The organism is Gemmobacter caeni (assembly GCF_003054195.1).
Lineage (GTDB): Bacteria > Pseudomonadota > Alphaproteobacteria > Rhodobacterales > Rhodobacteraceae > Gemmobacter > Gemmobacter caeni.
On record NZ_QBKP01000003.1, the window covers coordinates 276,970 to 289,976 of the forward strand.

The following is a 13,007-nucleotide window of genomic DNA, read 5'->3' on the forward strand; positions in this document are numbered from 1 at the left end:
ACGGAAAGCATGGGGCCGTGCGGGATGTGCCCTTTACCACGCCGCGCCGCCATGTAAGTTGCAGGCCAGTGCGGGTGTGGTGGAATGGTAGACACAGGCGACTTAAAATCGCCAGGGGTATCCCGTGCGGGTTCGAGCCCCGCCACCCGCACCAGACGCGCGCTGGCCTGGCAGTCCGGCCTTTGCGCAAGAACCGGGTCGGTCGGCACATCCCGTTTTCCTAGACAGTTCCGAGCTTCAGGAAAGGAAGACGGAAATGCTACTGGATCGAAAGATCATCATTGTCACCGGCGCAAGCAGCGGGATCGGGGCGGCTGCGGCGCGGATTTTCGCTGCCGAAGGGGCAAGGCTGGTGCTGGGCGCGCGGCGTGGCGATCTGCTGGCCGATCTTGTGGCCGAGATCGCGGAGAAGGGGGGCGAGGCTGCCTTTCTGGCCGGGGATGTCGAAAACGGTGCCTATGCCGCTGATCTGGTGGCGCTGGCGGAAACCCGGTTTGGCGGGCTTGACGGTGCATTCAACAATGCCGGCATGACCGGAGAGCTGGGGCCGGTGCCCGACATGACCGAGGAAAACTGGCACAAGGTCATCGCCGTCAATCTGACCAGCGGCTTTCATGCGGCCAGGGCCCAGATCCCGGCGCTGCGCCGACGTGGCGCTGGCTCCATCGTCTTTACCTCGACCTTTGTCGGGCACACGGTCGGATTGCCGGGTATGGCGGCCTATGCGGCAGCGAAAGCCGGGCTGATCGGCATGACGCAGGTTCTGGCGGCAGAGCACGGAGCCGAGAACATCCGTGTCAACGCGCTGCTGCCCGGCGGGACGATGACGCCCATGGCCGGAGAGGATGCCGGATTCCATGACTTCGTGCGCGGCCTGCACGCGCTGAAGCGGATGGCGGAGCCTGCGGAAATCGCCAATGCGGCGCTGTTCCTGCTGTCTGACAAGGCGTCTTTCGTGACCGGCACGGCGATGCTGGCGGATGGGGGCAATTCGATCAGCAAGCTTTGAGCCTTGCGCGCTGTCCCGATGCGGGGCAGCGCTCAGCCCCGGTCGCGCCACTCGCGCCCCAGCAGGGCATAGATGAACTCGTCGCCCCAGACGCCTTCGAAGAAGTCGTTCTCCACCAGATGCGCCTCCCGGCGCAGGCCAAGACGGTCGGCAAGGCGCCAGGAAGCCTCGTTGCGGCTGGCGATGCGGGCGAAGATGCGATGCAGGCCGCAGGGACCGAAGCCAAGCGCCAGCATGGCCCCGGCGGCCTCGGTCGCGTAGCCCTGTCCGGCGTAATCGGGGTGGAAGATATATCCAAGCTCGCCCTGACGCGCGATGCGGTTGGCATATTTCAGCACCACCTCACCCAGCAGAGCCCCGTCCGTCTGGCGGCAGACCGCCAGCCGGAAGGCATCGCCCTCGTCCTCGAACCGCGGATCGCAGGCGCGGGCGAATTGCTGGGCCAGCGCCTCGCCCTCGGGCGGGGCGGTGTAAAGATGGCGATAAACCTCGGCCCGTCGGTGACAATCGGCATAGGCCGCGAAATCCTCAGGGACAAAACGGCGCAGCGAAAGCCGCGCCGTCTGGTGGGGCAGGGGCGGCAGCCCGCTCATGGCAGCATCTGCGAGGGCAGGAACAGCGTCAGCCCCGGGATCAGCAGCAGAAGCAGCAGGCGCAGGATGTCCATCATCCAGAAGGGCGTCACCCCGCGGAAGATCGTCGCGGTGGACACATTGCCGACCACACCTTTCAGGATGAACACGTTCAGCCCGACCGGCGGGGTGATCAGGCTGATTTCCGTCACCACCACCACGATGATGCCGAACCATACCGGGTTGAAGCCCATGCCGGTGACCAGCGGAAAGAAGATCGGCACCGTCAGCAGCAGCATCGACAGGCTTTCGAACACGCAGCCAAGCGCCACATAGATCAGCACGATCAGCGCCATGACCATCCAGGGGGCGAGGCCCATCTCCATCACGCCATTGGCCAGCGCCTCGGGCAGGCCCGCGATATTGACGAAGTTCGAGAAGATCCACGCCCCGATCAGTACCGCGAACAGCGAAGCGGTGGTCAGCGCGGTTTCCTCCAGCACCTCGCGGATGTCGGCGAGCGTCAGACCGCCGCGCGCCAGCGCGATCAGGAAGGCGCCCATCGCCCCCATGCCCGCCGCTTCGGTCGGCGAGAAGGTCAGATGGATCGGCCAGACATCCAGCGCGCCGTAGAGCCCGCCAATCACCAGCCCGAACAAGAGCAGCACCGACCAGACACCGCGCAGCGCCGCCAGACGTTGCCCCCAGGTCGCGCGCGGTCCCGCCGGACCGGCAGCAGGATTGCGCAGGACCGAGATATAGACGGCAGCCAGGTAAAACAGGATACCCAGTGCGCCGGGGATGATCCCGGCGATGAACAACTGCCCGATAGAGGTTTCGGTCAGCAGCCCGTAGATCACGAGGATGACCGAGGGCGGGATCAGGATGCCCAGCGTGCCGCCGGCCGCGATGGAGGCGGTGGAAAGGCTGTCGGCATAGCCGTATTTCCGCATCTCGGGCATGGCGACCTTCGACATGGTGGCGGCGGTCGCCAGAGACGAGCCGCAGATTGCGGCGAACCCGCCGCAGGCCACGATGGTCGCCATGGCAAGGCCACCCCGGAAATGGCCCAGGAAGGCGTTCGAGACCTGATAAAGCTCGCGGCTGATGCCGCCCTTGTTGACGAACAGCCCCATCAGGATGAACAGTGGCACCACCGACAGGCCATAATCCTGGCTGGTGTCGATCACCAGCCGGGCCGCCATGGAGATGGCGCCGCGAAAGTTGGTTTCCAGCGCATAGCCCACAAGACCGACCAGACCCATGGCAAAGGCGATGGGCATGCGCAGCAACACAAGCACCAGAACGGCAGCGAAGCCGATGAGCGAGTCAGTCATGCCCGGCCTCCCACAGCAGGCGCGGGGCCAGCCAGATCATCAGGCCGCGTACAATCAGCACGGCAGCGGTGAGAAAGGTCATAATTGCGATGAACCATGTGACGGTGGAAACGGGGATGGCGAGGTACTCGGTCACGTCGCCATAGCTGCGGGCGCGTTCGGCCAGATCGACGATGCGCCAGGCAGGCCACAGCAGCATGACCCCCGAAAGGGTGGTGACGATGCCGTCGCGCAGACGTTCAAGATGCAGCCGGGCGAAGATCGGGTCCAGCAGGTCCACCGCGATATGGCCGCCGCGCCCCGAAAGAACGGGCAGCGAGGCGAAGACGATGATGGCGATGGCGATGCGGGTCAGTTCGGTGGCGGCCTCGATGGGCGCGCTGAAGGCCGACCGCAGCACCACATCGCAGAAGGTCAGCACCATGAGCGCGAACAGGGTGACAGAAGCAAGAAGGACAGGCAGCACCGAAAGGCGCCGCATGAGGCGGATCAAGGGTATCATCAGGGGCTCCCGCAGGCGTGGGGCGCGCCGGTCCGGCGCGCCCTTGGGTCGCGTCAGTTGCCGGCGGCGGCGGTCATCTCTGTCATGACCATATCATAGGCTGCCTGTGCGTCGATGCCTGCGGCAGAAATCTGCGCCAGAACCTTTTCGCGCACCCGCGCGGCCATTTCGGCGAAGGCAGCCTGATCTTCCGCGCTGGCCGTGACGATCTTGTTGTCGGCCGCCGCCTCGGTCGCGGCGCGGGCGTCATTGTCGCTCTGGTCCCAGACGGCACCCATCATGCGGCTGGCCGGTTCGCCGAACACCTTTTCGTCCAGCGCCTTCTGCACATCCTCGGGCAGGCTGTCGAAACGTTCCTGGCTCATCAGCACCGCGAAGGAGCCGCGATAGAAGCCGCCGGGCATTTCATAGACGTTCTTCGCCACTTCGTTCAGCTTGAAGCTGACACGTTCGCCCATGTTCATTGCCACCGCGTCCGCGGCGCCGGAGGCCAGCGTCTCATAGACCTTGGGCGCGGGCACCTGAATGCCGACGAGGCCAAGTTCGGCGCCCACTTCGGCCGAAACGCCGCCGCCGAGGCGGGTTTTCAGACCCTTCAGATCGGCCAGCGTATTGATTTCCTTGCTGGAGTGGATCTGGCCCGGACCATGGGTGGTCAGCGCGATCAGCTTGACGCCACGATGTTCGTCCAACTTGTCAAGGAAAGCCTTCTGCACATGCCAGTAGGCAACCGAGGCGGCCTCCGCATTGCCCGGATAGCCCGGCAGTTCAATGAGCTGAGTGCCGATGAACCGGCCCGGCTGGTAGCCGTGGAAGATCACCGTCATGTCGGCAGCACCATCCATCACCAGATCCATCTGGGCGGGCGGCGGGGCGAGGCCAAGCTTGATCTCGCCGGTGACCTGGCCGTCGGTGGCCTCTTCCATCATCTTCACCAGCCCTTCCAGCATGCCGGTGTTGATCGGGTGGGTCGGCGGCAGCCAGCTCGAGATGGTCAGCGTCTCGGTGGCATGGGCGGCGGCGGCGGTGCAGACGGCAACGGCGGCGCTGGCAAGAAGGCGTGCAATCCTGGTCACGGTGGTCTCCCTGTTGTGCGGCCCGACAGCTCCTCTTCCGGCGGGCTCATTATATGCAATTTCATGTATCCACAGAATCAGCCAGTTGTGAACTGATTTTTCATGTGAGGATGCGATGCGCCGCAATTTCTTGTGGCACAGGGATTTTCGGGGGATCTTCGGGGCGGGTCAGGCGTCCAGCGTCTCGGCCGGGGCCAGCCGGTCGATCAGCGCGCGCAGGGCTTGTTTGATTCGGGCGCCGTCGCTGCCTGCGAGGATATTCAGCAGATCAGCTTCGTGCCGACGGGCCTCGATCACCAGCGCCTCGGCCAGCGCGCGGCCTTCGGACGACAGGTAAACCCGCGTGCGGCGGCGATCCTCGGGGTCGCCGCGCCGGGTGACGAGGCCGCGATCCTCCATCTGCGCGATGATCTTGGTCAGGCGCGACTGTTCGATAAGCGCGAATTGCGCCAGTCGGGTCACCATGGCGCCGTCACGGTCATGCAGACACGCCAGCACCCGCCATTCGGGCACGCGAAGACCTTCTTCGCGCACCCGCGCGTGAAACTGCGCGCTGGCGGCCTCGCTCGCGGCGGCCAGCAAATACAGCAGATAGCCCGAAACGAAAGTGTCTTTCAGTCCGGTCTCTGTCTCGGGCGCGGGGGTGGTGTCGGTCATGCAGTCCTCCGGTCTGGCAGAAGAACGCCGGGGCGGGGCGGGTTGTCAATGCGAAGGGCGGTCAGCGTCGCGCCGGGCGGTGAAAAAAACGCTTGACGAAATTTACATGAAATTTCATGTTTTGTGGAGGGGAGGACGAAACGTGCACAGCATCAAAGCCAGAATCACGGCCATCCAGCCACTGACCAACCGTATTCGCGAGTTCCGCCTGACCGGCGTGGCCGAGCGCCCGTTGCCGGGATGGGAGCCGGGCGCCCATGTCCGCGTCTCGCTGCCCGATGGCGACAGCCGGGCCTATTCGCTGATCGCGCTGGCCCCCGTGCCGGAGGCACCGGCGGAGTATCGCATCGCGGTGCAACTGGAACCCGAGGGCAAAGGTGGCTCGCGCTTCATGCACGGGCTGGCGGAAGGGGCGGAGGTCACGCTCAGCCTGCCAAAATGCGATTTTCCGCTGGTGGCCGGGGCGCCTGCTGCTCTGCTGGCGGGTGGCATCGGCGTGACGCCGATGATTTCCATGGCCACCGCGCTGAAGGCGGCGGGCACACCCTTTGAATTCCATTACGCCGGGCGCAGTGCCGGGCTGATGGCCTATGCGTCCGCTCTGGCGGAAACCTTCGGCCCGGCCTTCACCGCGCATTGCGACGACGATCCGGCCACCGCGCTGAATCTGGACGCGCTGCTTGCCGCACTGGGCGACCGGCACATCTATGCCTGCGGACCGCGCGGCATGCTCGACGCGCTGCGCCAGAAGGCCGAGGCGGCGGGCATCCCGGCCAGCCGTGTACATTTCGAACTGTTCGACGCCCCGCAGGCCGAGGCGGGCGACACCGCCTTCGAGGTGGAGCTTGCCTCCACCGGCCAGACCTTCACCATCCCGCCCGACCGCAGCATCATCGAGGTGCTGGAGGAAGGCGGCGTCGATCTGGTCTACGACTGCCAGCGCGGCGATTGCGGCATCTGTCAGTGCGGCGTGATCTCGGGCGAACCCGATCACCGCGACGTGGTGCTGTCCGAGGCCGAGCGCGCGGCCGGGAAGCTCATGCAAATCTGCGTCAGCCGGGCGAAATCGCTGCGGCTGGTGCTTGATCTCTGAGGGAGGAAGCCATGACACGTTATACCGGCGACAAGGCGGCGGTCGCGGCTCTGGTGCAGGGGCATCAGGTGCATCGCGACGTCTATATCGACCCCGAAGTCTACCGGCTGGAGATGAAGCATCTCTTTGCCAATGCCTGGATCTTCGTGGGCCATGACAGCCAGACCCCGAACAAGGGCGATTACTTCACCACCATGGTCGGCGATCAGCCGGTCATCCAGGTGCGGCATACGGATGGCGAGATCTACGTTCTTTACAACCGCTGTCCGCACAAGGGCACCAAGCTGGTGATCGACCGCACCGGCAACACCGGCAAATTCTTCCGCTGCCCCTATCACGCCTGGTCGTTCAAGACCGATGGCTGCCTTCTGGCGATCCCGCTGAAGAAGGGTTACGAAAATACGGGGTTCGAGCAGACCGATGCGGGCCATGGCATGAAATCCGTGGGCGCGGTGATGAACTACCGGGGTTTCATCTTCTGCCGTCTGGCGGAAGAGGGGATTTCCTTCGAGGATTTCTTCGGCGGCTCGTTGTCTTCCATCGACAATATGGTGGACCGCTCGCCCGCACAGCGGCTGGAGGTGGCGGGGCCGCCGCTCCGCTACATGCACAAGTGCAACTGGAAGATGCTGGTCGAGAACCAGACCGACACCTGTCACCCGATGGTCGCGCATGAAAGCTCGGCCGGGACGGCGGTGCGGCTGTGGAAGGAACTCGACATGCCCGAGGGCACGCCGCTGCCCCCGGCGATGGAGATCATCGCCCCCTTCACGTCGCCCTATGAATTCTTTGAGAATATGGGCATCCGTACCTGGCCCAATGGCCATGGCCATACCGGCGTGCATCATTCGATTCATTCGAACTACACCGAGATTCCGGGCTATCTGGACAAGCTGTCGGCCACCCATGGCGAGGAAAAGGCCCGCGCCATTCTGGGCGAGAACCGGCACAACACGGTCTATTTCCCGAACATCATGATCAAGGGCCCGATCCAGCAACTGCGCGTGTTCATTCCGCTCGCCGCTGACAAGACGCTGGTGGAAAGCTATATCTACCGGCTGGTCGATGCACCCGAGGAGCTGACCGCGCGCACCGCCATGTATAACCGCATGATCAACGCCCCCACCTCGATCGTCGGCCATGACGATCTGGAGATGTATGAGCGTGCGCAGGAAGGCTTGCAGGCCGATGGAATGGAATGGGTGAACATCCAGCGCCTTTACGACCCGGACGAGGATTTCGAACAGGAAAGCGTGCTGAACGGCACCACGGAAAAACAGATGCGCAACCAGTTCCATGCCTGGGTGAAGTTCATGACCCATGACATGCCGGCACGGGAGGCCGCGGAATGAGCGTGACGAAGGACGACATCATCGACTTCCTCTATGACGAGGCGCGGATGCTGGACGAGGGGCGCTATGACGACTGGCTGGCGCTCTGGCTGAAGGACGGGCACTACTGGATGCCGCTCGACTACAAGCAGACTGATCCGCTGAACGTGACCTCGCTGATGTATGAGGATATCTTTATGCTCAAGGTCCGGGTGGAGCGTCTGAACGGCGCGCGCACCTTCAGCCAGAAACCGAAAAGCCGCTGTCATCATGTGTTGCAACGCCCCTGGGTGGACGAGATCGATCTTGAGAGCGGGCGCATCCGCACCACGACGCAGATGCACTATATCGAGACGCGGCTGGATGAGCAGATGCTGCTGGCGCTGACCGCGCAGCATGATCTGGCGCTGATTGACGGGCGGTTGCGCATCGCCAACAAACGGGTCGACATCCTCAATTGCGATGCCGCCTTCGGCAATATCCAGTTGCTGCCATGAGCGCGGATTTCACCGCCGTCATCACCGGCGCGAGCAAGGGCATCGGCGCCGATCTGGCCGGGCGTCTGCTGGCGCGCGGCTACCGGGTGATCAACCTGTCGCGCGGCCCGGCCGAATTCAGCCATGACCGGCTGGAGAATATGTCGGTTGATCTGCTGGACAGCGCGGCTGTGACCGAGGCCGCCGCCGCCATCGCCGCCCGGCATGAGGTGACACATGTCATCCACAACGCCGGGCTGGTCTGGCCGAAGCTGGTGGAGGAGGCGCAACCCGCCGACATCACCGGCCTTGCGCAGTTGCACCTTGGCGCGGCGCTGTCGCTGGTGCAGGCCGCCTTGCCCGCGATGAAGGCGCGGCGCTTCGGGCGTATCCTGTTCAATGGCTCGCGCGCGGCGCTGGGCGTGCCGACGCGCACCGCCTATTCCGCCAGCAAGGCGGGGATGATCGGCATGGCGCGAACCTGGGCGCTGGAACTGGCGCCGCATGGCATCACCGTCAATGTGGTGGCGCCCGGACCGATCCAGACCGACAATTTCTGGGGCATCGTGCCCAAGGGCAGCGCACGCGAGGCGGAACTGGCGAAACGCATTCCGGTCGGGCGGCTGGGCACGGTCGAGGATGTCAGCAACGCCTTCCTGTTCTTCTGTGATCCGGCCTCTGGCTTCGTCACCGGCCAGACGCTTTATGTCTGCGGTGGCGCGAGCGTGGGAAGCATGAGCCTGTAGCCATGGCTTGCGCGGGGCAGGGCAGGCGGCTACCAGAGAGCTATGACCACGCTTCCCACCCCGCGCGGCGCGCTGACGCCGGACCGTCCGCTTTCCGATCTGACCTGGCTGCGCGTCGGCGGCCCGGCCGACTGGCTGTTCCAGCCCGCCGACGAGGCCGATCTGGCCGAATTTCTGGCGGTGTTGCCGCCCGGGGTGCCGGTGTTCCCGATGGGGGTCGGGTCGAACCTCATCGTCCGTGATGGCGGTATCCGGGCAGTGGTGATCCGCCTCGGGCGCGGTTTCAACGGTATCACGGTAGAGGGCGGACGCGTCACGGCGGGGGCCGCCGCGCTGGACGCCCATGTTGCGCGGAAAGCCGCCGAGGCCGGGCGCGACCTGACCTTCCTGCGCACTATCCCCGGTTCTATCGGCGGGGCGGTGCGGATGAACGCGGGCTGCTACGGCCACTACGTCGCGGATTTTCTGGAGGAAATCCGCATTGTCACGCGGTCGGGGCAGATTGAAACCCTGCCCGCCGCTGCGCTGAACCTGCGCTATCGCCAATCCGACCTGCCGGATGGCGCCGTGGTGATCGGTGCCACCTTTAACGCGCCTGCGGGCGATCCTGCCGCGCTGGCGGCGCGGATGGAGGATCAGTTGGCCAAACGCGACGCGAGCCAGCCCACCAAGGACCGCAGCGCCGGTTCCACCTTTCGCAACCCGCTGGGGCGCAGCTCCACCGGCGCGGCGGATGACACGCATGAGCTGAAAGCCTGGAAGGTGATTGATGAGGCTGGCATGCGCGGCGCCCGCATCGGCGGCGCGCAAATGAGCGAGATGCATTCCAACTTCCTGATCAACGCCGGAGGGGCGACAGCCGCCGATCTGGAAAATCTGGGTGAGGAAGTACGAAAAAGGGTTTTCCAACACAGCGGGATCACGCTAGAGTGGGAAATCATGCGCGTCGGCGAACCGGCGACAAAATAACGAAGAATATCGGGGCAAAGACCCTGAAGAGGCAGTAAATGGCGGGCAAGTCGGGCAGGACGTGCTCCCGTGTAGCGGTATTGATGGGCGGCCGTTCCGCAGAGCGGGAGGTGTCGCTGTCGTCCGGGCGTGAATGCGCCAACGCTTTGCGGGTAGCCGGGTTTGAGGTGGTCGAGGTCGAGGCTGGCCCCGATCTGGCCGTGCGCCTGCATGAAATCTCTCCTGACGTCGTGTTCAACGCCCTGCATGGCCGCTGGGGCGAGGATGGTTGCGTTCAGGGTCTGCTGGAATGGCTGCGTATCCCCTATACGCATTCGGGTGTGCTGGCCTCGGCGCTGGCCATGGATAAAGAGCGCTCGAAGCAGACCTTCCGGGCCGCCGGGCTGCCGGTGGCGGAAAGCCTGATCGCCCCCCGCGACGAGGTGCGCACGCGCCATGTGATGCAGCCGCCTTATGTGGTGAAACCCTATAACGAAGGCTCTTCGGTCGGGGTCTATCTGGTGCATGAGGCCGCCAACGGCCCGCCGCAGCTTTCCGACAACATGCCCGAGCGGGTTATGGTCGAAACCTATGTGCCTGGGCGCGAATTTACCTGCGCCGTGATGGGCGACCGCGCGCTGGCGGTCACTGATATCATCACCTCTGGCTGGTATGACTATGACGCCAAATACAAGGCGGGCGGGTCGCGGCACGAGGTTCCGGCCAATATCCCGGCCGAAATCGAGGCGGCCTGTCTGGATTACGCGCTTCGCGCACACCGGGCGCTCGGTTGCCGGGGGCTCAGCCGGTCGGATTTCCGCTGGGATGAAAGTCGCGGGATGGCCGGGCTGATCCTGCTGGAAACCAATACCCAGCCGGGGATGACGCCCACGTCGCTCGCGCCCGAGCAGGCAGCCTTCCACGGCATCAGCTTCCCGGATCTCTGCCGCTGGATCGTGGAGGATGCGTCATGCGACCGCTGACTGCTGACCGCCGCTACCCCGATGCGCCGCGCGCCCGCGCGCCGCAGCAGGGCTATGTTCCGCAGGCGGCCTATACGCCCGCGCCGCGCCGGGACCCTGCGCCGACGCGCATGGCCTACCGGATGCAGCGGCTGTGGCTGACGCCCGCGTTCCGGGTGCTTATGCGGGTCGGGGTGCCGGTCCTGTGCGTGGCGGCCGTTGGCGCGATTGCCTTCGGTCCCGAAGCACGGCGCAATGCGATTTTCGCCCAGGTGGGCGAGTGGCGTCAGGCCATCGAGAACCGTCCGGAATTTCGCGTCTCGGTCCTGCAGGTCACCGGCGCCTCGCCTTCGCTGGATGCCGCGATCCGCGAGATGCTGGATGTGAAGCTGCCGGTTTCGCGCTTCGCCATCGACCTTGAGGCCGCGGCGACCCGCATCCGTACTCTGGATGCCGTGGCGCAGGCCGAGGTCAAGGTGGGGTCGGGGGGCGTGCTGTCGGTGCAGATCACCGAACGCAAGCCCGCGCTGATCTGGCGCAAGGAAGCCGAGCTTGACCTGCTCGATGCTTCGGGCCGCCGCGTGGCGCAGGTGCTGGAACGGGCCGACCGTCCCGATCTGCCAGTGGTGACCGGCCTTGGCGCCGACAAGGCCGCCGCAGAGGCGCTGGCCATCGTTGCCGCCGCCAAACCCGTACTGCCGCGTCTGCGCGGTCTTGTTCGGATTGGCGAACGTCGCTGGGATCTGGTGCTGGACCGTGATCAGCGCATCCTGCTGCCCGCCGACAATCCGGTGCGGGCGCTGGAACGCCTTCTGGCGCTCGACAAGGCCGAGGATCTGCTTGGCCGTGACATCATCGCCGTGGACCTGCGCAATCAGGCCCGCCCCACCATTCGCCTTTCAGCCGATGCCCTGCGGAGCCTGCGCCGCGCCAAGGGGCTTGAGACCTTGGAGAACGCCCTGTGACCGATCTCTATCATTCGCAACGTGCCATGCGGAACATGCGCCGCGCCGCCATGCAGCGGGGCGTCGTCGCCATTCTCGACATCGGGTCGAGCAAGATCGCCTGTCTGGTCCTGCGCTTCGACGGGCCGGAGCGGCGGCGCGAAACCGATGGCGTGGGGTCCATGGCCGGTCAGTCGCAGTTCCGCATCATCGGCGCGGCGACAACCCGGTCACGCGGGGTGCGCTTTGGCGAGATCCACGCGATGAACGAAACCGAGCGCGCCATCCGCACCGCCGTTCAGGCGGCACAGAAAATGGCCAATGTTCGGGTCGATCACGTCATCGCCTGTTTTTCGGGCGCAGAGCCGCGCAGCTATGGCCTGGCGGGCGAGATCGAACTGGCGGACAGTGTTGTCACCGAACATGATGTGGCGCGCGCGCTGGCCGCCTGCGACATGCCCGACATCGGGCAGGGGCGCGAGGTGCTGCATGCCCAGCCTGTGAACTTCGCGCTGGATCATCGCACTGGCATGGGCGACCCGCGCGGACAGATCGGCAACCGTCTGGCCTGCGACATGCACCTGCTGTCGGTCGAGGCGAGCGTGGTGCAGAACCTGTTCTATTGCATCAACCGCTGCGATCTGGAGGTCGCGGGCATCGCATCCTCGGCCTATGTCTCGGGCATTTCCAGCCTCGTCGAGGACGAACAGGAGCTGGGTGCCGCCTGCATCGACATGGGGGGCGGGTCGACCGGCATCTCCATCTTCATCAAGAAGCATATGATCTATGCGGATTCGGTCCGCATGGGCGGCGATCACATCACCTCCGACATTGCCAAAGGCCTTCAGGTGCCGATGACGGTGGCCGAGCGGATCAAGACCAAACACGGCGGTGTGCATGCCACCAGCATGGATGACCGCGAGATGATCGAGATCGGCGGCGACAGCGGCGACTGGGAAAAGGATCGCCGTCAGGTCAGCCGGACCGAGCTGATCGGCATTATCCGCCCGCGCGTCGAGGAAATCCTCGAAGAGGCGCGCGTGCGGCTGGATGCGGCCGGGTTCGAGCATCTGCCAAGCCAGCAGATCGTGCTGACCGGCGGCGCGAGCCAGATCCCCGGTCTGGACGGTCTGGCGGCGCGCATCCTGGGGCAGCGGGTCCGTCTGGGACGGCCCCTGCGCATCCAGGGCCTGCCGCAGGCCGTTACCGGACCTGCATTTTCCTCGTCGGTCGGGCTTTGCCTGTTTGCCACCCATCCGCAGGACGAATGGTGGGACTTCGACATTCCGGCCGAACGCTATCCGGCGCGGTCGCTCAAGAGGGCCATCAAATGGTTCCGGGACAACTGGTAACC

General features: G+C 65.1%; 14 protein-coding genes and 1 tRNA gene. 10 read left to right on the plus strand and 5 right to left on the minus strand.

Annotated elements, in window-relative coordinates:
* Positions 1–70 precede the first annotated feature (70 nt).
* Both C8N34_RS06700 and C8N34_RS06705 read left to right on the plus strand, forming a co-directional pair.
* A tRNA-Leu gene (locus tag C8N34_RS06700) sits at positions 71–154 on the plus strand.
* A gap of 102 nt (positions 155–256) precedes the next feature.
* The gene (locus tag C8N34_RS06705; protein WP_108128270.1) at positions 257–1,009 is read left to right on the plus strand and encodes an SDR family oxidoreductase; all 753 of its coding nucleotides are present in this window, start codon (positions 257–259) and stop codon (positions 1,007–1,009) included.
* A gap of 32 nt (positions 1,010–1,041) precedes the next feature.
* On the opposite strand, the gene C8N34_RS06710 is transcribed toward C8N34_RS06705, so the two are convergent.
* From C8N34_RS06710 to C8N34_RS06730, 5 genes are all read right to left on the minus strand, one after another.
* Positions 1,042–1,602, minus strand: coding sequence for a GNAT family N-acetyltransferase (locus C8N34_RS06710; RefSeq protein ID WP_054301784.1), 561 nt, complete (start codon positions 1,600–1,602; stop codon positions 1,042–1,044).
* Positions 1,599–2,918, minus strand: a complete 1,320-nt coding sequence (locus C8N34_RS06715; RefSeq protein WP_108128271.1) for a TRAP transporter large permease — start codon at positions 2,916–2,918, stop codon at positions 1,599–1,601. Before C8N34_RS06715 ends, C8N34_RS06710 begins: the two co-directional genes overlap by 4 nt.
* Positions 2,911–3,420, minus strand: coding sequence for a TRAP transporter small permease (locus tag C8N34_RS06720; protein ID WP_054301786.1), 510 nt, complete (start codon positions 3,418–3,420; stop codon positions 2,911–2,913). The genes C8N34_RS06715 and C8N34_RS06720 overlap by 8 nt, the downstream gene beginning before the upstream one ends.
* Before the next feature lie 53 nt (positions 3,421–3,473).
* On the minus strand, positions 3,474–4,496 hold the full coding sequence (locus C8N34_RS06725; protein WP_108128272.1) for a TRAP transporter substrate-binding protein: 1,023 nt from the start codon (positions 4,494–4,496) through the stop codon (positions 3,474–3,476).
* A 168-nt stretch (positions 4,497–4,664) separates the two neighbouring features.
* Positions 4,665–5,153 (minus strand): MarR family winged helix-turn-helix transcriptional regulator, encoded by a 489-nt coding sequence (locus tag C8N34_RS06730; protein ID WP_108128273.1) that lies wholly within the window; start codon positions 5,151–5,153, stop codon positions 4,665–4,667.
* A gap of 142 nt (positions 5,154–5,295) precedes the next feature.
* Here C8N34_RS06730 and C8N34_RS06735 point away from each other — a divergent pair, with 142 nt between their 5' ends.
* From C8N34_RS06735 to ftsA, 8 genes are read left to right on the plus strand one after another with little or no spacing between them, the layout of a single operon-like run.
* Entirely contained in the window at positions 5,296–6,246 is a 951-nt protein-coding gene (locus C8N34_RS06735) for a PDR/VanB family oxidoreductase (RefSeq protein ID WP_242013766.1), read from the plus strand.
* Between the two features lie 11 nt (positions 6,247–6,257).
* Entirely contained in the window at positions 6,258–7,598 is a 1,341-nt protein-coding gene (locus tag C8N34_RS06740) for an aromatic ring-hydroxylating dioxygenase subunit alpha (protein WP_108128274.1), read from the plus strand.
* Positions 7,595–8,074, plus strand: coding sequence for an aromatic-ring-hydroxylating dioxygenase subunit beta (locus C8N34_RS06745; protein ID WP_054301790.1), 480 nt, complete (start codon positions 7,595–7,597; stop codon positions 8,072–8,074). Before C8N34_RS06740 ends, C8N34_RS06745 begins: the two co-directional genes overlap by 4 nt.
* Positions 8,071–8,799 carry an SDR family NAD(P)-dependent oxidoreductase gene (locus tag C8N34_RS06750; protein ID WP_108128275.1) on the plus strand — a complete coding sequence of 243 codons (729 nt, stop codon included), beginning with the start codon at positions 8,071–8,073 and terminating at the stop codon, positions 8,797–8,799. Before C8N34_RS06745 ends, C8N34_RS06750 begins: the two co-directional genes overlap by 4 nt.
* A gap of 42 nt (positions 8,800–8,841) precedes the next feature.
* Positions 8,842–9,768: a UDP-N-acetylmuramate dehydrogenase gene (gene murB / locus C8N34_RS06755; RefSeq protein ID WP_054301792.1), complete on the plus strand. Its 927-nt coding sequence runs from the start codon at positions 8,842–8,844 to the stop codon at positions 9,766–9,768.
* Positions 9,769–9,806: 38 nt separating this feature from the next.
* Positions 9,807–10,730 (plus strand): D-alanine--D-alanine ligase, encoded by a 924-nt coding sequence (locus C8N34_RS06760; protein WP_108128276.1) that lies wholly within the window; start codon positions 9,807–9,809, stop codon positions 10,728–10,730.
* The gene (locus C8N34_RS06765; protein WP_108128277.1) at positions 10,718–11,674 is read left to right on the plus strand and encodes a cell division protein FtsQ/DivIB; all 957 of its coding nucleotides are present in this window, start codon (positions 10,718–10,720) and stop codon (positions 11,672–11,674) included. The genes C8N34_RS06760 and C8N34_RS06765 overlap by 13 nt, the downstream gene beginning before the upstream one ends.
* Positions 11,671–13,005 carry a cell division protein FtsA gene (gene ftsA / locus C8N34_RS06770; RefSeq protein WP_054301795.1) on the plus strand — a complete coding sequence of 445 codons (1,335 nt, stop codon included), beginning with the start codon at positions 11,671–11,673 and terminating at the stop codon, positions 13,003–13,005. Before C8N34_RS06765 ends, ftsA begins: the two co-directional genes overlap by 4 nt.
* Positions 13,006–13,007 lie beyond the last annotated feature (2 nt).

What these genes read in the sequence shown, in the direction of transcription:
- C8N34_RS06715 (WP_108128271.1), bottom strand. Translation starts at nt 2,918, where the DNA reads ATGACTGACTCGCTCATCGGCTTCGCTGCCGTTCTGGTGCTTGTGTTG.
- C8N34_RS06705 (WP_108128270.1), top strand. Translation starts at nt 257, where the DNA reads ATGCTACTGGATCGAAAGATCATCATTGTCACCGGCGCAAGCAGCGGG.
- C8N34_RS06730 (WP_108128273.1), bottom strand. Translation starts at nt 5,153, where the DNA reads ATGACCGACACCACCCCCGCGCCCGAGACAGAGACCGGACTGAAAGAC.
- murB (WP_054301792.1), top strand. Translation starts at nt 8,842, where the DNA reads ATGACCACGCTTCCCACCCCGCGCGGCGCGCTGACGCCGGACCGTCCG.
- C8N34_RS06710 (WP_054301784.1), bottom strand. Translation starts at nt 1,602, where the DNA reads ATGAGCGGGCTGCCGCCCCTGCCCCACCAGACGGCGCGGCTTTCGCTG.
- C8N34_RS06745 (WP_054301790.1), top strand. Translation starts at nt 7,595, where the DNA reads ATGAGCGTGACGAAGGACGACATCATCGACTTCCTCTATGACGAGGCG.
- C8N34_RS06720 (WP_054301786.1), bottom strand. Translation starts at nt 3,420, where the DNA reads ATGATACCCTTGATCCGCCTCATGCGGCGCCTTTCGGTGCTGCCTGTC.
- C8N34_RS06760 (WP_108128276.1), top strand. Translation starts at nt 9,807, where the DNA reads ATGGCGGGCAAGTCGGGCAGGACGTGCTCCCGTGTAGCGGTATTGATG.
- C8N34_RS06740 (WP_108128274.1), top strand. Translation starts at nt 6,258, where the DNA reads ATGACACGTTATACCGGCGACAAGGCGGCGGTCGCGGCTCTGGTGCAG.
- C8N34_RS06765 (WP_108128277.1), top strand. Translation starts at nt 10,718, where the DNA reads ATGCGACCGCTGACTGCTGACCGCCGCTACCCCGATGCGCCGCGCGCC.
- C8N34_RS06750 (WP_108128275.1), top strand. Translation starts at nt 8,071, where the DNA reads ATGAGCGCGGATTTCACCGCCGTCATCACCGGCGCGAGCAAGGGCATC.